Origin of the sequence: Thiohalocapsa sp. (assembly GCF_022340605.1) — a bacterium.
In the GTDB taxonomy this organism is placed as follows: Bacteria; Pseudomonadota; Gammaproteobacteria; order Chromatiales; family Chromatiaceae; genus Thiohalocapsa.
This window is the reverse complement of the sequence record NZ_JAJDNQ010000076.1, coordinates 1-21335: the sequence shown is the minus strand read 5'-3', so window position 1 is coordinate 21335 and position 21335 is coordinate 1. Positions and strand designations below refer to the sequence as shown.

Annotated in this window: 21 protein-coding genes and 1 tRNA gene; 10 read left to right on the top strand and 12 right to left on the bottom strand. The window is 66.5% G+C overall.

The window, feature by feature from the left end; all coding sequences use genetic code 11:
- Nucleotides 1–277 precede the first annotated feature (277 nt).
- The 4 genes from LJE69_RS09785 to LJE69_RS09770 all read left to right on the top strand — a co-directional run bounded on the left by LJE69_RS09785 (nucleotide 278) and on the right by LJE69_RS09770 (nucleotide 4012).
- The gene (locus tag LJE69_RS09785; RefSeq protein ID WP_296924364.1) at nucleotides 278–715 is read left to right on the top strand and encodes an FxsA family protein; all 438 of its coding nucleotides are present in this window, start codon (nucleotides 278–280) and stop codon (nucleotides 713–715) included.
- A gap of 886 nt (nucleotides 716–1601) precedes the next feature.
- A complete protein-coding gene (gene groES, locus LJE69_RS09780) occupies nucleotides 1602–1892 on the top strand; it encodes a co-chaperone GroES (RefSeq protein ID WP_296924362.1) in 291 nt (96 codons plus the stop codon).
- A gap of 84 nt (nucleotides 1893–1976) precedes the next feature.
- Nucleotides 1977–3620 (top strand): chaperonin GroEL, encoded by a 1644-nt coding sequence (groL, locus tag LJE69_RS09775; RefSeq protein ID WP_296924360.1) that lies wholly within the window; start codon nucleotides 1977–1979, stop codon nucleotides 3618–3620.
- Nucleotides 3621–3760: 140 nt separating this feature from the next.
- The gene (locus LJE69_RS09770) at nucleotides 3761–4012 is read left to right on the top strand and encodes an antitoxin (protein ID WP_296924358.1); all 252 of its coding nucleotides are present in this window, start codon (nucleotides 3761–3763) and stop codon (nucleotides 4010–4012) included.
- 344 nt (nucleotides 4013–4356) lie between these two features.
- Here the strand turns inward: LJE69_RS09770 and LJE69_RS09760 are convergent, their stop codons facing one another.
- From LJE69_RS09760 to LJE69_RS09740, 5 genes are all read right to left on the bottom strand, one after another.
- A complete protein-coding gene (locus LJE69_RS09760) occupies nucleotides 4357–5154 on the bottom strand; it encodes an ABC transporter permease subunit (protein ID WP_296924356.1) in 798 nt (265 codons plus the stop codon).
- Nucleotides 5151–6080, bottom strand: a complete 930-nt coding sequence (locus LJE69_RS09755) for an ABC transporter permease subunit (protein WP_296924354.1) — start codon at nucleotides 6078–6080, stop codon at nucleotides 5151–5153. Before LJE69_RS09755 ends, LJE69_RS09760 begins: the two co-directional genes overlap by 4 nt.
- Nucleotides 6081–6487: 407 nt before the next feature.
- Entirely contained in the window at nucleotides 6488–7639 is a 1152-nt protein-coding gene (locus tag LJE69_RS09750) for a polyamine ABC transporter ATP-binding protein (protein WP_296924353.1), read from the bottom strand.
- A 481-nt stretch (nucleotides 7640–8120) separates the two neighbouring features.
- The gene (locus tag LJE69_RS09745; protein WP_296924534.1) at nucleotides 8121–9206 is read right to left on the bottom strand and encodes a polyamine ABC transporter substrate-binding protein; all 1086 of its coding nucleotides are present in this window, start codon (nucleotides 9204–9206) and stop codon (nucleotides 8121–8123) included.
- Nucleotides 9207–9294: 88 nt separating this feature from the next.
- Nucleotides 9295–10209, bottom strand: a complete 915-nt coding sequence (locus LJE69_RS09740) for a DMT family transporter (RefSeq protein ID WP_296924351.1) — start codon at nucleotides 10207–10209, stop codon at nucleotides 9295–9297.
- A gap of 150 nt (nucleotides 10210–10359) precedes the next feature.
- Here LJE69_RS09740 and LJE69_RS09735 point away from each other — a divergent pair, with 150 nt between their 5' ends.
- The 6 genes from LJE69_RS09735 to LJE69_RS09710 all read left to right on the top strand — a co-directional run bounded on the left by LJE69_RS09735 (nucleotide 10360) and on the right by LJE69_RS09710 (nucleotide 16434).
- On the top strand, nucleotides 10360–11232 hold the full coding sequence (locus LJE69_RS09735; RefSeq protein ID WP_296924349.1) for a serine hydrolase: 873 nt from the start codon (nucleotides 10360–10362) through the stop codon (nucleotides 11230–11232).
- Nucleotides 11233–11560: 328 nt separating this feature from the next.
- Nucleotides 11561–12727: an HlyD family secretion protein gene (locus LJE69_RS09730; protein ID WP_296924347.1), complete on the top strand. Its 1167-nt coding sequence runs from the start codon at nucleotides 11561–11563 to the stop codon at nucleotides 12725–12727.
- A gap of 24 nt (nucleotides 12728–12751) precedes the next feature.
- On the top strand, nucleotides 12752–14287 hold the full coding sequence (locus tag LJE69_RS09725; RefSeq protein WP_296924345.1) for a DHA2 family efflux MFS transporter permease subunit: 1536 nt from the start codon (nucleotides 12752–12754) through the stop codon (nucleotides 14285–14287).
- Nucleotides 14288–14486: 199 nt separating this feature from the next.
- Nucleotides 14487–15239: a type III pantothenate kinase gene (locus LJE69_RS09720; RefSeq protein ID WP_296924343.1), complete on the top strand. Its 753-nt coding sequence runs from the start codon at nucleotides 14487–14489 to the stop codon at nucleotides 15237–15239.
- Nucleotides 15240–15587: 348 nt separating this feature from the next.
- Nucleotides 15588–15663: transfer RNA gene (locus tag LJE69_RS09715), tRNA-Thr, on the top strand.
- Nucleotides 15664–15897: 234 nt separating this feature from the next.
- Nucleotides 15898–16434, top strand: coding sequence for a hypothetical protein (locus tag LJE69_RS09710; RefSeq protein ID WP_296924341.1), 537 nt, complete (start codon nucleotides 15898–15900; stop codon nucleotides 16432–16434).
- Between the two features lie 273 nt (nucleotides 16435–16707).
- On the opposite strand, the gene LJE69_RS20980 is transcribed toward LJE69_RS09710, so the two are convergent.
- The 7 genes from LJE69_RS20980 to LJE69_RS09680 all read right to left on the bottom strand — a co-directional run.
- Nucleotides 16708–17007 carry a ribbon-helix-helix protein, CopG family gene (locus tag LJE69_RS20980; RefSeq protein WP_367114649.1) on the bottom strand — a complete coding sequence of 100 codons (300 nt, stop codon included), beginning with the start codon at nucleotides 17005–17007 and terminating at the stop codon, nucleotides 16708–16710.
- A 96-nt stretch (nucleotides 17008–17103) separates the two neighbouring features.
- Nucleotides 17104–17478 (bottom strand): hypothetical protein, encoded by a 375-nt coding sequence (locus LJE69_RS09705; RefSeq protein WP_296924338.1) that lies wholly within the window; start codon nucleotides 17476–17478, stop codon nucleotides 17104–17106.
- Nucleotides 17475–19034: a YfjI family protein gene (locus LJE69_RS09700; protein WP_296924336.1), complete on the bottom strand. Its 1560-nt coding sequence runs from the start codon at nucleotides 19032–19034 to the stop codon at nucleotides 17475–17477. The genes LJE69_RS09705 and LJE69_RS09700 overlap by 4 nt, the downstream gene beginning before the upstream one ends.
- Nucleotides 19027–19380 carry a hypothetical protein gene (locus LJE69_RS09695; protein ID WP_296924334.1) on the bottom strand — a complete coding sequence of 118 codons (354 nt, stop codon included), beginning with the start codon at nucleotides 19378–19380 and terminating at the stop codon, nucleotides 19027–19029. The genes LJE69_RS09700 and LJE69_RS09695 overlap by 8 nt, the downstream gene beginning before the upstream one ends.
- Nucleotides 19381–19390: 10 nt before the next feature.
- Nucleotides 19391–19600 carry a helix-turn-helix domain-containing protein gene (locus LJE69_RS09690; protein ID WP_296924332.1) on the bottom strand — a complete coding sequence of 70 codons (210 nt, stop codon included), beginning with the start codon at nucleotides 19598–19600 and terminating at the stop codon, nucleotides 19391–19393.
- 85 nt (nucleotides 19601–19685) lie between these two features.
- On the bottom strand, nucleotides 19686–20273 hold the full coding sequence (locus LJE69_RS09685; RefSeq protein WP_296924331.1) for a hypothetical protein: 588 nt from the start codon (nucleotides 20271–20273) through the stop codon (nucleotides 19686–19688).
- 132 nt (nucleotides 20274–20405) lie between these two features.
- Nucleotides 20406–21335 (bottom strand): hypothetical protein (locus tag LJE69_RS09680; protein WP_296924328.1); only part of this gene is annotated, 930 nt, incomplete at its 5' end.

Here is a 21335-nt window from a genome sequence, read left to right as displayed (position 1 = left end):
TTCGGCGCGCCTCACCGCGTGCTTCGGCGCGCGACCTCGGGAAACGCTGAAAAATCGACGTATCCTGTGCGGCGGGCCGATAGCCTAACGGAATTCGCGGCCGTGGTTCGATGGCGTTTGGCGCCGGCGACGCGAACCGACCGGCCGCTGGTTGAATCGCGCCTTATCCGGACAAATGTTCCGGATTTTCGCGCGTCGTCACGCCCAGCTCCCGATGCCGGGACGATCTGCCGCACGCGGCGCAAACCGTCCACCGTTACAGCCAGAGACCGGGCCCATGTGGATTTTCCTTCTGCTCTTCGTCGGCATACCGCTGGTGGAGCTGTACTTTCTGATTCAGGTGGGCTCCGTGATCGGCGCGCTGCCCACCATTGCCCTGTCGATCCTGACCGCGATCATCGGCGGCGCGCTAGTGCGCATGCAGGGGCTCGGCGTGCTGATGCGGGTGCGTGAGGCCATGGACCGCGGCGAGGCACCCGCGCTGGAACTCATGGAGGGCGCAGTATTGCTGATCAGCGGCTTCCTGCTGCTGCTGCCGGGCTTCTTCACCGACATAGTCGGCTTTCTGCTGTTGGTGCCGCCGCTGCGGCACGCGTTGATCCGCCGCTATGTGAAGGTGGTGCCGCTGGGGCCGGGCCGCGGGCAGGATGTCGAGCATCACCGCGTCGGCCATCGGCCGGACATCATCGAAGGCGAGTACCGGCGCGAGGATTGAGACGGTTTGACGCAAGCCCGCCGCGGCGTCGATTCAGGCCGCCGTCGTTCGGTCGGGCCGACGCAGGGAGCCCGGCGACAGGCTGTATCCGGCGCCGTGGGAGCGGCGTCCCCGCCGCGACTGCTTGAGCGCGGCCGGCGGATGAGCTTCGAGACCGTGAAGGTTTCGTGCTCGCCGCGTTCCATAGCGGTTTCTTGTAGATCGGGCCGACGAAGGAGGCCCGACAAGCAGCCGGCCAGTGCCTCGCCGCGGAAATTCCGAGAACGGGCTCCATCGTGGTCCTAATCGCGAATATCCGGACGGTTGAGATCATGATTACGACCGTGACCACGACCACGACAACGACCTGAGATGGTCTCGGGACGGGTGCACTCGTGTACTCATGCGGAAGTATCGGGGCCACTCTCAAGGTCGTCCGCGGCGCTGATCCGTGTCGACCTGGAGGCCGACACGCCGGTCGCGGGTCGCGATGGCCGGAGTGTCGCCCTCCGGGGCGACACTCGCTCGCGCCGGGCAGCGAACGGTATCGACAATTCCAAGGCCGTGCACTGGATCGCGCGCGGAGAGTCGGGCTTCGTTCCTCAGCCCGTCCTACGCTGGTCTTCTTCATCGGCCCCAACGCTGCGTCCAACGCCTTGATGGGCGGCAGCCGCACCGGAGCGCCATACACAGGCTGAACGCAGCCTGCGCAAATCCCCCGAAACTTCTGGCCCCAATTGCCGGAATCGGCACTTGACAGCAGCCGTGCCCCGCCTATTATTAGCAGCCGCCAGGGGTGAGTGCTAACAGGTCGTCGCCGCCGCATCGCGGTCGGCAGAAATCCTGAGGCGCGCTCCCCGCCAACCCACCCGCAACCAGATTCCTGAAGCTGAGGGGAACCCAACACATGAACATTCGACCGCTCCATGACCGTGTCGTCGTCCGTCGCATGGAGGAGGAGCGCACCTCCGCCGGCGGCATCGTGATCCCGGACTCCGCCACCGAGAAGCCCATCCAGGGCGAGATCATCGCCGTTGGCAACGGCAAGATCATGGACAACGGCGACCACCGCGCGCTGGACGTGAAGGTGGGTGACCGCGTGCTGTTCGGCAAGTACTCCGGCACCGAGGTCAAGCTGGACGGCGAAGAGTTCCTCGTCATGCGCGAGGACGACATCATGGGCGTGATCGAGTCCTGAGCAGCGCCCCACGCTGACATCGCAGCCACGCTGACACATCCCTGATTCAGAACACAGCGATCAGAACATCGAGGTCACCACGCCATGAGTGCAAAAGAAGTCCGTTTCGGCTCCGACGCCCGCAACCGCATGATGGAAGGCGTCAACATCCTGGCCAACGCGGTCAAGGTCACCCTGGGTCCGAAGGGCCGCAACGTCGTGCTGGAGAAGTCCTTCGGCGCGCCCACCGTCACCAAGGACGGCGTCTCCGTCGCCAAGGAGATCGAGCTCTCCGACAAGTTCGAGAACATGGGCGCGCAGATGGTCAAGGAGGTCGCCTCGCAGACCTCCGACGTCGCCGGTGACGGCACCACCACCGCCACCGTGCTGGCCCAGGCCATGGTGCGCGAGGGCCTGAAGGCGGTCGCCGCCGGCATGAATCCGATGGACCTCAAGCGCGGCATGGACAAGGCCGTCGAGTCCGCGGTCGCCGAGCTGGCCACTCTGTCCAAGCCCTGCTCCGACAACAAGGAGATCGCCCAGGTCGGCACCATCTCTGCCAACTCTGACGATTCCATCGGCCAGATCATCGCCGAGGCGATGGAGAAGGTCGGCAAGGAAGGCGTCATCACCGTCGAAGAGGGCAAGAGCCTGCACAACGAGCTGGATGTCGTCGAGGGCATGCAGTTCGACCGTGGCTACCTGTCGCCGTACTTCATCAACAACCAGCAGAGCCAGACCGCCGAGCTGGAAGACCCCTTCATCCTGCTGCACGACAAGAAGATCTCCAACATCCGTGATCTGCTGCCCGTGCTGGAGGCCGTCGCCAAGGCCGGTCGCCCGCTGATGATCGTCGCCGAAGACATCGAGGGTGAGGCCCTGGCCACCCTGGTCGTCAACTCCATCCGCGGCATCATCAAGGTCTGCGCCGTCAAGGCTCCTGGCTTCGGCGACCGCCGCAAGGCCATGCTGCAGGACATCGCCATCCTCACCGGCGGCACCGTCATCAGCGAGGAAGTCGGCCTGACCCTGGAGAAGGCCACCCTGAACGAGCTGGGCTCCGCCAAGAAGATCCAGATCTCCAAGGAAGAGACCACCATCATCGACGGTGCCGGTCAGGACGGCGAGATCAAGGGCCGCTGCGAGCAGATCCGTGCCCAGATCGAGGACACCACCTCCGACTACGACCGCGAGAAGCTCCAGGAGCGCCTGGCCAAGCTCGCCGGCGGCGTGGCCGTGATCAAGGTCGGTGCCGCGACCGAAGTCGAGATGAAGGAGAAGAAGGCCCGCGTCGAAGACGCCCTGCACGCCACCCGTGCGGCGGTGGAAGAGGGCATCGTCCCCGGCGGCGGCGTCGCCTTGGTGCGCGCGCTCACCAAGATCAAGGGCACCATCACCGGCGCCAACCACGACCAGGACGTCGGCATCAGCATCGCGCTGCGTGCCATGGAAGAGCCCCTGCGTCAGATCGTCACCAACGCCGGTGCCGAGGCCAGCGTCGTGCTGCACAGCGTCGCCGACGGCGAGGGCAACTACGGCTACAACGCCGCCAACGGCGAGTATGGCGACATGGTCGAGATGGGCATCCTGGACCCGACCAAGGTCACCCGCACCGCGCTGCAGAACGCCGCCTCCGTGGCCGGCCTCATGATCACCACCGAGGCCATGGTTGCCGAAGAGCCCAAGGACGAGACCCCGATGCCCGCCGGCGGCGGCATGGGCGACATGGGCGGCATGGGGATGATGTAACAGCGCCTTTCCCGCCTCACGGGGAAAGAGCCGCTAGGCAAGGATGCCTGCAAAGAGCCCCGCTTCGGCGGGGCTTTTTTCTGTGTAGAATCCAGGCATGCCGACGCGAGGCGCAGGCGCGCATGCTGAGACCGAATGTCATGAACCGCGCATTTGCAGAGTGTGCAACCACGCTGGAGGAACTGCGGCGGGACCCAGCTGCGGTCCTCGCAACTGCGGGTGATGAGGCCTTGGCGAGCCTCGATCAGGATAGACCGGCGGCCTATCTTATCTCCGCCGATGCCTTCGAGAGGCTGCTGGAACGGCTCGATGATGCCGAGCTTACCGAGGTCGTGCAGCAGCGCCAGCCAGACCTCGACCAAGCTGTCGATGTGACGCTCGATGGGCTCTGAGCACGCCTGCCACACGACGTACCGGTTCCAGTTCCTTCCCGCCGCACTCAGAGAATAGAAGAAGCTCGATCCGTCGCTGCAAGCGCAGTTCAAGAGGAAGCTCGTGGAGTGTCTTGAGACTCCACATGTCCCCTCCGCGTGCCTCCACGGGTTCGATCATGTGTACAAGATCAAGCTGCGCACTGCGGGGTAACGCCTTGCTTACCAAGTGTTCGATGACCGCTTGGTCGTTGTCGTCGTCGCCCCTGGCGGCCAGATTGCGCGAGGCGGGGTTCGACCCGGACGAGGTCTGAGACCCGACGCCTAAGCGCCCGATGCCGAAGCGAAAGACAGAATCGGCATGATCACCGCCGCCGCTCCCGCATCGTCATGCCGGCGACCATCACGGCCAGCGTCACCAGCGCGACGACGATGGTGGCGAGCGCATTGATCTGCGGCGAGACGCCCATGCGCACGCTGGCGTAGATGACCATCGGCAGCGTCGTCGAGCCGGGGCCGGAGACGAAGCTCGCGATGACGAGATCATCCAGCGATAGCGTGAACGCCAGGAGCCACCCGGACAGCAGCGCAGGCGCAATCAGCGGCAGCGTGATGCTGAGATAAACCGTGAGTGGCCGGGCGCCCAAGTCCATCGCCGCCTCCTCCAGCGAGCGGTCCATCTGCGCCAGACGCGCGCGCACCACCACTGCCACGTAGGCCATGCTGAAGGTGATGTGAGCGATGGCGATGGTGGTGAAGCCGCGCCCGTGGGGCCAGCCGATGAGCTGCTGCATGGCGACGAACAGGAGCAGCATCGACAGGCCGATGATGACGTCCGGCATCACCAGTGGTGCGGTCAGCAGCAGCTCGAAGCCGGTGCGACCGCGAAAGCGGCCGTGGCGCACCAGCGCGTTGGCGGCGAGCGTGCCGAGGATCACGGCGACGGTGGCGCTGACCGTGGCGATGCGCACGCTGAGCCAGGCGGCGTCGAGCAGTTGGCGATTGTGCAGCAGCTCGCCGTACCACTTGGTGGAGAAGCCGGACCAGACCGTGACCAGTCGCGACTCGTTGAACGAGTAGATGATCAACAGCAGCACCGGCACGTACAGGAAGGCATAGCCGAAGGCCAGCACGGCCAGGAGTGGCCAGCGGCGGCGGTTCATTGCCCGCGCCCGTCGGCGGCGTCGTCGAGCCGCTGCGCCTCGGTTGCTTCCAGGCGCTGCATCAGCACGAACGGCACCACCAGCAGCGCCAGCAGCACGATGGCGAGCGCCGAGGCCAGCGGCCAGTCCTTGTTGGAGAAGAACTCGGTCCAGAGCATCTTGCCCACCATCAGGCTGCGCGGACCGCCGAGCAGGTCCGGGATCACGAACTCGCCCACCACCGGGATGAACACCAGCATGCTGCCGGCGACGATGCCCGGCAGCGACAGCGGCAGGGTAATCTTGAGAAAAGCACGCCAGGGCCGGCAGCCTAGGTCCGCGGCCGCTTCCAGCAGGCTGAAGTCGAGCCGTGTCAGATTCGCGTACAGCGGCAGGATCATGAACGGCAGGTACGAATACACGACGCCGATGTACACCGCGAGCTGGGTGTGCAGGATGGTGAGCGGCTGGTCGATGACGCCGAGCCAGATGAGAAAGTGATTGAGCAGCCCGTTCTGCTTCAGGATGCCCATCCAGGCATAGACGCGGATCAGGAACGAGGTCCAGAACGGCAGCACGATCAGCAGCAAGAGCAGCACCCGCCAGCGCTCGCGCGCGGTGGCGATGGCGTAGGCCATCGGGTAGCCGAGCAGCAGGCACAGCACCGTGCACACCAGGGCCACCCACAGCGAGTTCAGGAACGCGGCCAGGTACAGCTCGTCCTCCACCACCAGCATGAAGTTCTGGAAGTTGAGCTGAATCGACAGCACGCCGTCGTCGATCCACTCCCACAGCGCCGTGTAGGGCGGCTGCGCCAGCGCGGGCTCCGCAATGCTGATGCGCAGCACGATCAGGAACGGCAGCAGGAAGAACAGGCACAGCCAGAGGTAGGGCGCGCCGATGTTGAGGAGCGGGCTGAGCCGGCGGCGTGGGTGGGGCGCTTTCATGCCGGCCACCGCGGGAGGTGGCGCGGCCGACAAGCTGCCGCTTGGCGCAGTGTCCGGGGTGCCTGCTGGTGGCGCTTGGAGCAAGGGTTGCCCACGTTCTGGTATCGGTCGCGCATCTCGTTGGCCCACGGGGCGAGGCGGGGGGATCGGCAGTACCGATACTACGACAGCTTGCTGTGCAGAGGTTCCTGCCGTGCCGTCGGCGAGACGCCGACGGACCCAGTGTGCCGGCAAGATGCCGGCGCTCCCAGTGCCGCCGGCGCTGTCGGGTTACCGCCGCCTTCCCGGTGATGCCGCCCACCGGGAGCGCCGGCGTCTCGCCGGCCACTGGGATGGCCGGCGTCCCGCCGGCCGATTTCGCCTTCGATCCCGATCCTATCTGTCCGCCACATGTCGGCGTTTGCGCCCTAATCCGTCAGCACCACGCCGCTGGTGGGCGCCCACTCCATCGCCACCTCCTGTTCCCAGGTGAGCGCCTGCTCGGTGCGCGGCTGGGTGTTGGTCAGGGTCATCTCGACGATGCCCGAGGCGGTGTCGCCGCGCTCGCCGACGCGCACCCGGTAGATGGAGACGTCGCCGAGATAAGCGATGTCCTCCACCACGCCCTTGATCTGGTTGATGCCGTCGTCGCGGTAGTCGTCGCAGGTCCGCATCTTCTCCGGGCGCACCGCCACCGTCACCGGCGTGCCGAGCGCCAGCGGGTGCGGGCAGCGCATGCGCATGCCGCGGCCGAGCCGGCTCTGCACCAGCACCTGGTCGCCGTCGATGGCGGCGACCTTGCCCTCGAACAGGTTCACCGAGCCGATGAAGTCCGCGACGAAGCGGCTGTTCGGGTACTCGTAGATGGCGGTGGGTGTGTCCACCTGCATGATGCGGCCCGCGTCCATCACGCCGATGCGCGTGGACATGGTCATCGCCTCTTCCTGGTCGTGGGTGACGGTGACGAAGGTGGTGCCGAGCCGCTCCTGCAGGTTCACCAGCTCGAATTGGGTGTTCTCGCGCAGGCGCTTGTCGAGCGCGCCCAGCGGCTCGTCGAGCAGCAGCAGCTTCGGGTGCCGGGCCAGGCTGCGCGCCAGCGCCACGCGCTGGCGCTGGCCGCCGGAGAGCTGGTCGGGCCTGCGCCGGCGCAGCTCGCCGATTTTGAGCAGCGCCAGCATCTCGCCGACCCGCTCGTGACGCTCGGCCCGCGGCAAGCGGTCCTGCTTCAGACCGAACGCCACGTTCTGCTCCACCGTCATGTGCGGGAACAGGGCGTAGGACTGGAACATCATGTTCACCGGCCGCGCGTAGGGCGGGATGTCCGTCACGTCGGCGCGGTCGATGTAGATGCGCCCGGCGGTGGGCTGCTCGAAGCCGGCCAACAGCCGCAGCAGCGTCGACTTGCCGCAGCCGGAGCTGCCGAGCAGCGAGAAGAACTCGCCCTGGTAGATGTTCAGGCTGACATCGTCGACGGCGTAGACATCGCCGAACTTCTTCGTGACCCGATCGATGCGCACGTAGGGTGCGGCGTCCGGGTCCTGCCAGGGCTCCAGTGAGCGGCGTTGATCGGGGACGGCCATTGCGGTGCCTATAGACTGTGCTGGCAGGGTGGGCGGGTAGGCTGGGGCCGTGGCGGCTCAGCGCTGCTCTCAGCGTTGGTCGAAAAGCTCGTGAAGCGCCCCCGCCTAGGCCGGGCCGAACAACGAAGCCCGACGCGGCGGTTGCCATAACTGCTTGATGGCCATGCCTGATTGTCCGACCTGATCGTGGGGCCTCCCGCGTCGGCCCGACCTGCCAGAAAGGCTGCTCCGGGCGCACCGGCACTGTGGGAGCGCCACTGCTCTTTGTGGCGCGACTGCGGTCGCGCGGTTGCCTGCCGCTTTGGCAGTTACTCGGGGCGTGTTGCGCAGCGTTGCCGCCGGTCGCGGCACCAAGAGTGCCGCTCCCACAGGCGCTGCTCCCACAAGAGCCCCTCCCACAAAGGCTGCGGCGAGCGCCGCGTGACGCAAAGCCGCGACCGCTCCGCTTCAAATCCGTTCGGCCCCGGCTCTAGCGCTGGACTCAGCGTTGGGCCTTGAGGCGCGTGAAGCGCCGGTTCAGGTCGCGAATTTGGCGGTCGCTGCGCTCGCTCGGCGCGAACAGCCGCGCCTTCACGGCCGGCGGCGGGTAGATGCCCGGGTCCTCGCGCAGCGCCTTATCCAGCAGCGGCGTTGCCGCCAGGTTCGGGTTGGCGTAGTAGACGTAGTTGGACGCATCGGTAATCACCCGCGGCTGCAACAGGTAAGCGATGAAGGCATGCGCGGCGTCGGGGTTGGGCGCATCCTTCGGGATCGCCATCACGTCGGTCCACAGCGCCGCGCCCTCGCGCGGGATCAGGTAGGCGATGTCCACGCCGTTCCCGGCTTCCTCCGCACGGTTCTGCGCCTGCAGCACGTCGCCCGAGTAGCCCATCGCCACGCACAGATCACCATTGGCGAGGTCACTCTGGTACTGCGACGAGTGGAAGTAGCGGATGTTCGGATAGACCTTCTTCAACAGCTCGGCCGCCGCGTCGAGGTCGGCCTTGTCCAGGCTGTTCGGGTCCTTGCCCAGGTAGGCGAGCGCCGCCGAGAAGACCTCGGTGGGGTCATCCAGCAGACTGATGCCGCAGCCGGCCAGCTTCGCCGACTGCGCCGGGTCGAAGATCAGCGCCCAGGTGTCGAGCGGCGCGTCGTCGCCGAGCGCGGCACGTACCTTCGCCACGTTCACGCCGAGCCCGGAGGTGCCCCACATGTAGGGCACCACGTGTGCATTGTCCGGATCGATCTTGGCCAGGCTCTGCATGATGGCCGGGTCGAGCTTGTCCAGCCCCGGCAGCTTGCTCTTGTCCAAGGGCAGGTACAGACCGGCCGCGATCTGCCGTGCGGCGAACGGCCGCGCGGTGGGGAACACCACGTCGTAGCCGCTGCTGCCGGCCAGGAGCTTCGCCTCCAGCACCTCGTTGGCATCGTACAGGTCCAGCACCGGGCGGATGCCGGTGGCCTTCTGGAAACCCGGCAGTGTGTCCTCGGCGAAGTAGTCGTTCCAGTTATAGATGTGCACTGTCTGCTCGTCGGCGGCGACCGCGGCGGCACCGAGCAGCAGGAATGCGAGGACGGTTCGGAGCAGGGGACGGAGTCGGGACTGGATATACAACGCGTTTCTCCGTTTCGGGCGGAACGACGGGGACAGGCGGCGCACGCCGGCAGCACGAATGCTAATGCATTGGGCGTTGCGGTCGAAAGCGCGATGCGCTAAGCAGGATTCCGGCCGCGATCAATACCGCCCCCAGCGCATGGAACCATTCGAGCCGCTCGCCCAGCAGCAACACGCCGAGCAGCGTGCCGAACACGGGCAGCAGGTGGATGTACTGACCGGTGCGGTTGGCGCCGAGCTCGGCGACGGCGCGGTTCCAGATGATGTAGGCAAGCACCGACGGGAGCAGCGCCACGTAGCCGATGGCCGCGAGATTGGCCGCGTCGGGCGCGAAGCGGGCGCCGGTGGACAGCTCCCAGGCGTAGAGCCCGGCCAGCGGCACCAGGCCCATGGCGACCAGCAGGGTGAGGAAGGCGAGCGGGTCCAGGCCCGCCGGGCGCCGACGCAACAGCACCGAGTACAACGCCCAGTCCAGTGCCGCCGCGAGCACCCAGCCGTCGCCGGCGGCCGGCTTCAGCCGCAGCATGGCCGCCGGGTCGCCCTTGGCCATGATCACCAGCACCCCGGCCAGCGACAGCGCCAATCCGATGAGTGCCGCGATGCGCAGGCGCTCGCCGAGCAAGAGGAAAGACAGGGCGACGATCATTACCGGCGTCGCCGCGGACAGCAACACCGCGTTGGTGGCGGTAGTGTCCTGCAAGCCGATGTAGAGCAGGGTGTTGTAGCCAGTGATGCCGAGCACGGCCAGCGGCACCAGCCGGCGCCAGTGCCGACGCAGAAACTGGCCCAGCGTGCGCCGCTCGCGCAACAGGGCGGGCCACGCGATGGGCAGCAGGATGGCCAGCGCCAACGTCCAGCGCCAGAACGAGAGCGCAATGGGTGGCAGGTGCGTGTGCAGCGCCCGGGCGAGGACGAAGTTGCCGGCCCAGAACAGCGGTGGCAGGGCGGCCAGGAGCCAGACGGGGAGGGGGTTCAACACATTGATCGTGGTGGCTTGCGAAGACGGAAACGACTTCGGCGGCGAATCTGCAACGGCGTGGTGAATCCGTGCCATGAAGTCTCGATCATGTGCCATAATTAGAACACTTTGCCCCGTACAAACAGTCCGCTAGCGGGAAGACTTGAGATGATTTCGCACGCCTTGCCCCGTCGCATGCTCGCGGTCGCCGCAGCCTGTGCACTGCTTGCCGCGGCCGGTGTGGCGGTGGCGGGCCCGGACATCCGCTCGGAGGTCGCGCTCGTCATCGACCATAACGGCAACCGCCTCGTCAGCCGCAACACCACCGAGGTCCGGCCCATCGCCTCCGTGACCAAGCTGATGATGGCGATGGTGGTACTGGATGCCGACGTGCCGCTGGATGACCCCATCACCATCACCGAGCAGGACCGCGACCGCATGCGCTGGAGCCGCTCGCGGCTCTATATCGACGAGGCAACGATGTCTCGGCGCGACATGTTGCGCGTTGCCCTCATGTCGTCGGACAACCGTGCCGCCCACGCGCTCGGGCGCACCACCTTCGCCGGCGGGACGCCCGCCTTCATCAAGGCCATGAACGCCAAGGCCGCCGCGCTCGGCATGCGCGACAGTCATTTTGCGGATGCTTCGGGCCTGAACGCCAACAGCGTGTCGACGGCGGAAGACCTGGTGCGCATGATCAACGCCGCCGCGCAGTATCCGTTCATCCGCGAGGTCACTTCCACCGGCGAGTTCACCGCACACCCGTACCCGAACACCAAGCGAGGGCCGCTGGAATATCGCAACACCAATCCGCTGACCCGCGACAGCCGCTGGCAGGTGGAGCTGAGCAAGACCGGCTACATCCACGAGGCTGGGCGCTGCCTGGTGATGCAGGCGGTGGTGGCTGGGAGGCGGCTCTACATCGTGCTGCTCAACGCCCAGGGCAAGCTGACGCCGGTGGCGGACTCCAACCGGCTGCGGGATTGGCTCAATACTCATGGCGACACCCGCACCGCGAGCCTCGCGAGCACGGGGGGCTGACCAGCCTGGCGCCGCACGGCCATTCCCGCTCGCTCCCGCGTCGGAGAGACCGCGAAAGTATTGCTCCCAACTCCGAAAACGAGCGGATCGCAGGTCGGGTTAGCGATAGCGTCACCCGACCATCAACGGCCTACCGACGCCCAGCGTCGGGTTACGCTGCGCTAACCCGACTACACCGAATACTTTCACAGCCCCTGTCGCTTTGCCCACCCCACAGCAGGCCGTCCCGCTCGCTCCATTCGCACTTGGAGGCTTGCGCGTGCCGCGGGCATAGTAGTCGCCGGCAGCCCACCCGCGGGATGCCGGCTTTTACTCCAGAGGTTTTCCCATGCCCGAGCAACCGGCAGCGCCAACCGGCGCGGGATCATCCGCGCACAACATATCCAAACAAGGCCTCGCCATCGCGCTGGCGCTCGTGGTCGGTGGCTTGCTCGCGTTTGGCGCCTACGTCTACTGGAACTACGAGCGCCAGCGGCCCTCGGCAGAGGATGCCTACCTGATGGCCAACCACCTGTGGATCTCGCCACGGATCAACGGGCAGGTGACCGAAGTGCACGTGGTGGACCATCAGCACGTGGCGGCGGGCGACCTGCTGTTTCGCATGGATCCCCGGCCGTTCCAGGCCACGCTGGACCGTGCGGTCAGCGCCGAGCGCCTGGTACGCCAGGACATCATCATGCAGCAGTCGCAGGTACAGGCTGCCGAGGCCAAGGTGCGTAAGGCGCAGTCGGACAGGGACGAGGCCAAGGCAGAATCGGATCGCATCGCGGAGCTTGTCAAGCGCGGCGACGAGCCGGAGCTCAAGGGCATCCAGGCTCGCGACGTCTTCCGCGCCACCGACGCTGCGCTGGCTGATGCCAAGGCGCAGCAGGAGGTGGCCCGCCAGCGGCTGGGGCCGGCGGCGGTGCAGCAGGCGCGCGTGGAAGAGGCGGCCGCGGCGGTGGCGCTGGCGCGGCTCAACCTGGACTGGACCCGCGTGGAGGCCCCCGCCGCCGGCTGGGTCTCGCGCGTCACGCTGCGCCCGGGTGATGTCGTGAAGACGGCCGATGAGCTCTTCGTGCTGGTGGAGGAAGGCACCTGGTGGGTGCAGGCCAACTACAAGGAGACCAAGCTCGAGGCCATTCAGGCCGGCCTGCCCGCGGACGTCCGCATCGACAGCTACCCCGACCGGCACTTCCGCGGCCGGGTCGAGAGCATCGGCGCGGCCAGCGCCGCGTCCTTCTCGCTGCTGCCGCCGCAGAACACCACCGGCAACTGGGTCAAGGTCACGCAGCGCATCCCGGTGCGCATTCGCCTGGAGCCCATGGTACCTGAGGCACCCTACCGGCTCGGCGCCAGCGCCAGGGTGACGGTGCTGGCGGCTGACGAACCGTCCGCGCGGTCACAAGCGCAGCGGCAACGCGCCGATGCCCAACCGGCGATAGCCGAGGCGGTTGCCGGCGGACAGGGGCAGGGCGCGGACGAGGCCGAAGCCGCCACTTCGGCGAGTCGGTAGCCCCACTGCGGCGAGCCCCGACCCATGAGCAACGCCGACACCAACGCCGTCGCCGCACCGCCGCCCCTGCCGCCGGGCACCCAGCGCACCATGCTGCTGCTTACCGCGCTGATGGTGTCGGTGATGGCGGCGGTGGACATGACCATCGTCTCGGTGGCGCTGCCGTACATGGCGGGCAACCTCGGCGCGGGGCCGGACCAGATCACCTGGGTGGTGACCATGTTCACCTGTGGTCAGGCGCTGGTGATCGGCTTCACCGGGCACCTGTCGCGGCTGCTCGGTCGGCGGCGGCTCGCCATCATCGTCGTGGTGGGCTTCGTCGCGTCGTCCATCGGCTGTGGGCTGTCGCAGAGCCTGACTGAGATTGTCATCTTCCGTTTCATTCAGGGTGTGTTCAGCGGGCCGCTCATCCCCCTGTCCCAGTCCATTCTGGTGGACGCCTACCCGGCGGAAGAGCGGCCCAAGGCGCTATCCATCTGGGCGGTGGGCGTGCTCGGCGGGCCGGCGCTCGGGCCCATCGTCGGCGGCTATCTGGCGCAGGACCTGGACTGGCGCTGGAACTTCTGGGTCAACCTGCCCATCGGCGTGGTGGCGGTGCTGCTGATCCTGCGCTTCGTCCGTGCGGTGCCATCGCAGCGGGTACGCACCGATCTGGTGGGGCTGGTGCTGCTCGCCATCTGGGTCATCAGCCTTCAGGTCATGCTGGACCAGGGGGACACCATGGACTGGTTCGGCGCCGTCGAGATCTGGGTGCTGGCGATCCTGGCCTTCACCTTTGCGCTCGCCTTCATCGCTCGCGGCATCGTCGTCGGCGACGCCAACATCATGCGCCTGCGGCTGTTCGCCGACACGAACTTTCTCGCCTGCTCGCTGCTGGTGGCGCTGCTCGGCAGCATCTTCCTGGGCAGCCTGATCATGACGCCGGAACTGCTCATCGACGACTACCAATGGGAGGTCGTCACCGCTGGCCTGGTGATGGGCGCCGCCGGCGCTTGCGGCGTCGTCGGCAGTCTGGTGGGCGGGCGCATCGTCGGCTTCTTCGGCATCCGGCTCATGGTGCTGGTGGGCGCTGGGCTGATGGCCGTCGGCTGGCTGCGCTACAGCGGGTTGAACCCCGACGCGGGGCCGGTTGACGTCTTCGTGCCGAGCGCGATCATCATGTTCGGGCTGTTCCTGATCTTTCCGCTGCTGGCGGCGCAGGCGTTCCGCAACCTGCGCCCCGACGAGCGCGACGAGGGCGCCGGCCTGTTCAACTTCGTCAAGACACTGGGCTTTTCCTTCGGCGTTACCTTCGTCGGTACCATGATCTACCGGGGCAATCTCGGCAACTGGACCCGCTACGTGGGCGACGTGTCGCCCGGCAACCCGGCCTTCGAGCAGTTCCTGCACGGCCCACCGCTGTCCGGCAACCTCGACCTCACCGCGGCGGTGGTGGCCGACGAGCTCGCGCGGCAATCCCACATCCTCGCCATCACCCAGCTCGCCGAGATCCTGGCCGTGCTCGCCCTGCTGGCCATGCCGCTGGCCCTGCTGCTCCAGCCGCAGCCGAAGACCGCCTGATGGCCCGCGGCGAAAATCCGGATACCATCACGACAACGAGCTGAGGATCGTAGGTCGGGTTAGCGATAGCGTAACCTGACAATCAACGGCTTACCGCCGCTCAACGTCGGGTTGCGCTGCGCTAACCCGACCTCCCATACATTCACGGTCTCCATGCCTAACCCACCGCGAGAGCTACCTGACCTCGATAAAGCTAGCCATGCAACTCCTCGTCGACATCGGCAACACCAGCATCAAGTGGGCGCTCCGGCATCCGGACGACGCCGAGCTCAACGACTACGGCGCCGCCATGCATGGCGGGGCGCTGCCGCTCGACCTGCTCGCCGTCTGGGATGAATTGGACGGCATCGATGCGGTCATCGCCGCCGGCGTCGGTCCGCGGGAAGTCAAGGACGCCGTCGGCCGGGTCTGCGATGCCTGCTGGGGCTGTGAGCCCAAGTGGGTGGAGACGCGATCCGAGGCATGCGGCGTGCGCATCGCCTACCCGGAGCCAGCACGCCTCGGCGTGGATCGCTTCCTGGCGCTGATCGCGGTCCACCAGTGGCTGGCGGCGGAGCAGGGCGATCCTGCCCCGGCCCTCATCGTCGACGCCGGCACCGCCATCACCTACGATCTGCTCCAAGCCGACGGGCAGCACTTGGGCGGCCTGATCCTCCCCGGCATCCGCATCATGCGCGACAGTCTGCTCGCCGGCACTCAGATCCCGCGCTACGAGCCCGCCGAGGCCGACCTGGCCTGGGCCGCCGACACCGGCGAGGCCATCGCGGCCGCCAGCATCCAGGCTCCCGCCGCCCTCATCGAGCGCCTAGGCCGCCGCCTCCAGCAACACGGCGGCACGGAGCCCCAGCTCATCCTCAGCGGCGGCGACGCCGAGCGCCTCGCTGCCGCCATCGACTTGCCCGCGACGCACATCCCGGACCTCGTGTTGCGCGGTCTCGCCGCTTTCGGCTGAGAGGATCTGACGCAAATCCGTTGCGGCTTCGGGGCTTGCAGCCGCCGTAGGTCGGGCCGACCCGAGGAAGTCTGACATGCAGGTGCTCAGGTCGGACGCCCTGCCGGGCTTCGTCCCTCAGCCCGATCTACGCAGGTCACGGCAATCGCCAACGCGCCTGAGCCCACGAGCGCACCGGCAGTCGCCACGGCAAACCCGCGGAGGCCCCGAGCGCCCCCTGCGCTCGCACCCGGGCCTGGGCCGCTGACACTCGCCCGTCAGTGGCTCCACTGATTGAGGCTGCCGCGCGGCTCGCATACAATCACCGACCGGTCGCCGGCGACACCAGCCAGCGCCGCTCCTTCCCCCGCTGGCGTAGCTCAGTTGGCAGAGCAGCTGATTTGTAATCAGCAGGTCGTCGGTTCGAATCCGTCCGCCAGCTCCATGTAAAACAGATAGTTAGGCTGAATCAGCCGAAGCCGCTCCCATCGTGAGTCACCATGGAGTCACCACGCGGGGCGATTTCGCGGGCTTGAGTCGCCGCTGCGGGGCTTGGCGAAGGATGCCAACCCTGTTCCCATCCTCGGCCATCGGTCGCCAGCAGCGCTGGGGGGTATGCCGATGATGAGGTTGACCAGTCACGCAGCCTGCCGCTGCCCGACTATCGAGAGGTTCGAGTATGAAGGTCGTGTTGCTCGTAGGTCTCTGCACGGCTATATGGTTAAATCCGGCTAAGGCCGAGACTATTGTTTATGCACCGAAGGGCGTGCCCGTCGGCGCTTCTCATACGTTTACCGCGTCCCATGCACAGCCTGGGCAGCTAGTCCTTGTGCAGTCGCGGAACGAACTCTATACGCTTGGGGAAGGGTTTGGGGCGTACCTTGGGGCTGTAGTATGGATGAATGTCGGCGCGGACACGGAATGCGCTTATCTCATCAAGAATCCGCCGGAATATTCGGCGGCTTTGGCAGAAGTCGAGGCTTTTGTATCGCAATTTGAATTTGACGATGGAGATTGGAACGATCTGATGTTGTCTACAACCACGCAAGCGAAAGAGGAGGCGGAAGAGTTCGTGGGCAATTTCCTTGCTGCTGCCAGACGCGAAGACCACAGTCTCGACGCTCGCTGCGGGTTCCTTGCGGGCCAGCTTGCCAGTATGTTTGCAGTGGGTCGACAACGCTGGCTGTCCGCCGTTCGTGAGTTCCAGCCGAAGTGAATAGGAGGTATCTGCCATTGACCGGGAGCCGGGGCGCACGGGGCTTGCTTCGGGTGGCGGTGGAGCCGCACAGGGTTGGCCGGGTTATGCGTGCGTGGAGCGGGGGAGTTTGGAAGGGTCGCGTTTGAAACGCGGTGGGCACGGTAGCTGCGCGCCCCCGTTAAGTCCCCCTCGCGCGCGCGTAACAGTCGCGAAAATGCCGTCGGGCCGCCGGCGCGGCGTCTACATGCCAACGGGCGCCGCGTCGCAGGCGTGTGCGTCGTCGTCCAACCGTTACCACTGCGCGTGGCGCGAAATCGTGTAAATCGCGCCTCCGTCACGCACCGACAATGACGAGCGGCCAGTCGCTTGGAAAAATGCCCGCGCCAGCCGAATTGCCTCGTCAGCGACCCATGCGGGCGCCGGTCCTGCATCGGCCGTCAGTAGTCGCTCGATGGCCTCAGCCCGGCCTGTCCATCCGTGGTCCCGAACGAGCGCGTCCAGCCGCTCGACCGCCTCGGGCGTGAGCCTAGCCTGTATCAACGCCTTGCTGTCGCGGCGGCGCCATTTGGCTTGTCGTGCTGCGGTCGTCACTGTCGGTCCTCGTCTTCGGTGCCACGGTTTCGGTCGGTTGGAAGAAAGCCAACTCCGCACCGATCTGGGCGCGGCTCGGGCGCTTGGGTCGGCGGCTCATGGCTTGGCGCACCCGATGTATTGCGTGTGTCGCATTAGCAAGTAGTGCCCGACAACGAGCACCAGCTCGTCATCGGTGAGGTCTTCAAGGGTGTCGGCATCGTCGCGATACTCGATGGCCACGTCCCAAAGGATGCGTTTCGCGGCCTTCCCGAGCCGGGCCACCAGCTCGGGGGGTAGTTGCTCATGAAGCGGCGGCAGTTCGGGCGGGCTGAAGCTGCGAATTTTCCGGAAAGTGCCAGATGGCGAACTGTCTAAACTGCCTAAGCCCGGCTTTGAGGGGGTTTCGACGGTTTCGACAGTAGGCGACTTGGGCATTTCCGAAGAATCGCCGTCGTCGTCGAGTGTGCGCAGTAGGTCCAGATAGCTCATTGCTGCGCACCTCGCAGGGCGGGATTGACGCGGTAACGCACGGTCGGGCGTCCGGGGCCTTGGGTGCGCTCGCCACGCACGCGGCCGAAGTCTTCGAGGGTCGCCAGTGCCGCCGTCGTGCCTTCGCGGTCGAGGCCGCGCCAACAGTTCTTGTAGATGTCCTTGGCCGTGAACGGCTCGGGCAGACTCAGCAAGCGCCGGTCCAGCTCGCGGGCCGCGCACAGGTCGGGCGCCAGGGCGGGGGCGTAGATGCGCCGCGCGTGCGATTCCAGATACTCACACCAGGCCAGTCCGCGCAGCAGTGATGGCTCGCCAACGGGGCCGCGCCCAACATCCGCCAGGTGGGACAGCAGCGCCAGGGACGGGGCAAGGCTTCGATACTTGGCAAGGTGCGATTCCAGGGCGGGCGGTAGGTCCTCGGTCCGCAAGCGCCGCTCAAGGACCGCGCGCCAGTGGTCGAACAGGGCTTGTGCCGCCGCGTCGAAGCGAAGCCAGGGCAAGCGGTCGCCTTCATCCTGGGTCGCGCCGATGGCCCCGGGGTCGATGGCGTCGAGTCGGTCGAATACCTGCCGCGCGGTTTGCCGCGCGGTCGAGTCTGGCCAGCGGTCCACGTTGACCCATACCGCGGGCGGGTCGGGCCAAACCGCGACTTGGAAGCGTTGCAAGAGGCCATCGTCGCCAGCGCCGCCGCGTAGGGTCTCGCTAAGGTAGTCCGCCAGGGGGCCGGGCTGGATACCGCCTAGGATGGACACACAAGCCGCTTCGATCTCGACGGTGCCGCGGCCGATGCGGTCGAACACGAAGCCGCCGGTGCCGTTCCAGGCTTCGAGATAGAACGCGCGGGTGCCTTCGCGGCCTTCGCGGTCGAGGCTTCGCAGGAAGCCGACAAGCTCATCACGGAACACCAGCACGCCGCGGGGGTTGTCGCGTAGCAGCTCGCCCAGCTTTTCAACGGTCGCGTCGGAAGTCTTGTAGCGTCGCCGCGCGGGTGGCTCGGGTTCTTCGATGGCTTCGCGCGCCAGGGCTTCGGCCTTCAGCTTGTCGCCGTCCTTGACGGCTTTTTGTAGCCGGGTCGTCGCCTCCTTGGCATAGGCCGCGTTGAGCGTCAGCGCCGCCCGGTGCTCCTTCTCGGCGTCGGCGTGCGCGTCGCGGGCCTTCACTTCCAGGGCGTCAACGGCCTTCATAGGCTCGGCAAGCGCCGGGCTCTTCAGCAGCGACGGGCGGCCGATGATGGCACCCCACAGGTTCGCGGCAACGGTCCAGTCGTCGCGGGCCTTGGGGCGGATGCCGACTTGCCGCCCGACAACGGCCGCCAGACAGACAACGGTCGCCGCGGCGGGGTAGTCCGGCGGGCATTGCATACGGTCAGCAATGTCGGTAATCCAGGGCCGAAGCGCCGCCGGCAGCAGTGCCGGGTCGAAGGTTTGAACGGGCGGCAGGCCGGCGGGCAGGTCCTCGGGCGCGGGCCAGTCGTCGCCGTGCCCGGTGCCGGCGGGCACGTCTACCAGGAAGTCGGCCGGTCGCGACTCAAGCGGGATTCGGGTCGGCTCACGCAACACGTGGCACCTCCCGCGGCCGGTAGCTGGTCAACTGGCAGTCTGGGACGCCGGTGGTCTCGCAGGACAGCACCAGCTCGGCACCAGCTCGGACCATCGCCACGGCCAACCGGTGAACGGTGTCCGGGGCGGTCTCGTCGGTCCGCCAGCGAAGCCAGACCTCGGCGCCGCGGCAGCAGGTCCAGTCCATCGCCTCAGGGGCGGTGCCGGGCGGGAGCAAAACAGTCGCGCGGCCGTCGGCCGCGGATGCCTTGGCATCGTCCCAGTTGAGAAACGCACGCACGTCGCGCGTGCCGGGATGGATGGTGCGGACGAAGGGCGGGCGTCGTCGTTGGATGTTATTCATGGTCCGCACCTCATCCCGCGGAATTGCGGCGGGTGCGCTCAGAAATGTAGCGGTCGAGGGCCGCGCGGTCGTAGCGAACCGCATTGCCGAGCTTCACGTATTCGGGGCCGCCACCACGAAGGCGCCAAGCCTGAAGGGTCCTCGGGGAAAGTTTGAGATAGGCCGCCGCTTCCTTCTCGTTGTCGAGTTGGCGGGCGGGCGATACTGCGGGGTTCGTCATCGGTCTAGCCTCTGCTGTCAACTACGATGCAGGGCCAGCCTAAGGCACGTTGCGTGCAAATAAGAGCGGGGGGCTTATTTGCACATTAGCGGCGACGCGGGGGAAGCGGCTTGGCGTCTCTGCGAATCTCCTTTAGTTCTGCGGTTGATAGGCTTCTGAAAACGACGGGGGGAACTTGCGCGAAGAAACTCAGCGCAGCCTGCACGCGCCTCCGGCTGCAATTGAACAGACGCGCGACGCGGGTTACTGCCCTTTTGCGCTTCCCTAGCTCGCTGTCCCCACGCTCGAACAGCTCGACGCACGCGGCCATTGCGAAGTCGCGCTCGATGCGGGCGTATTTCGACTCGGGCGGCCGATTAGGCGGGTTGGCCCAGCCCAAAGCTTGATTGGGCGCGATTACCTTCAAAGGTCCCCGCGGCGGCTCTTCGGCGTTGCCGTCCTGCCCGGTCATGCGCAATGCGACGACGCTGGTGAACAACGCGGCATAATTGCGCAACGGAACCGCATCGTCGCCATCGCGACAAGGAACCGTATCAATGCCCCGTTGCGCCGCCCATGCGAAGAACTCGCAGAGCCGGCTGAACACGGTCTTGGTGTCCTCGGGCTCGTCGCTACCCTCGAAGGCGAACAGCAGGTCGCGCAGTTCTTCGCAGCTCAGTTCAGGCTTGCTCATCCCGCGGCCCTCGCGAACTGCGCCGCTTTGGAGGCGGGACTACGCGGCGGCAGTCCGAACGCTGCGCCGCAGTCTTTCGCTGTCGGTCGGGTTGCAATCCGGTCCGTTTCGTTCCTAGTGATTAATGCGTGACTATGGCGATTCCGCATCGGACACGTTCCGCTTCTCCAGGACCGGCGCGGCAGAGTAGACCTCGAACCAGCCCTTCAAGTCTTTTTCGGGCAGGGTGTCGCGCAGTGCCTGGGCGAATTCCGGGTCTCCGGTTGATTCCCACGACACGTCCTTGAAGACCAGCTTGACCGTTGGCTCAATGACCCGCATCCCTTGCACGCCCGTCCGAATGATGGCCTCGATTTCATCGGGCTTGGTTTGCGGCCCCGCTGGTGCGGAAGAAGCTCGCTCTCGGCGGCTCAGCACCAGGGCCGCAATCTGTTTCACCAGTTCATCCTCGTCAGTCTTGACTTGCTTGCGGAATCCGCTGACCCAGGTCTTCAGCACCTCTTCAAAGGCGGTAACCTCCGCCTCGAACTGCGGCTTGTCCGCACGGCGGATCAGGAGCCCGAAGCCGCGCATCCGGTGCAGGTAGCGCTTCAGGATGTCGTTCCAAACCTGCTTGATCTCGGCCTGGGTCATGGCTGTCATCAGCGGTTTGCCGCCCTTGTCGAAGGCGAGTTGACCCTGAATCATGGCTTGAACCGGGATTGGCACGTCCGCCTGTTTCGAGAACGGCCGAATCTTGGTGTCGAAGAGTTCCACGAGGTCATCCGAGACATCCGCGTTCAACAGCAGGCTGGATACCTTGGTTTCGCGCTCGGTCCATTGCGCGCCGCGTAGCGTGCATTCGACGAACTGCACCTTGGTGGAGAACACGCGGGCCATGCGGGACAGGTTGACCGGGGCGGGCGGGTTTGCGGCCAGTGCTTCCACCGTCTCTTTGGCGCGTTCGGCGCTGAGGGGCTCGCGCCCGATTTCCACGTTCGTAAGAACGGTGTTCGCGGCGCTCGCCCCCACGGCAGCATCGATCTGTTCGGACAGGTTGCACGCGCTGTCGAGCCTTATGCC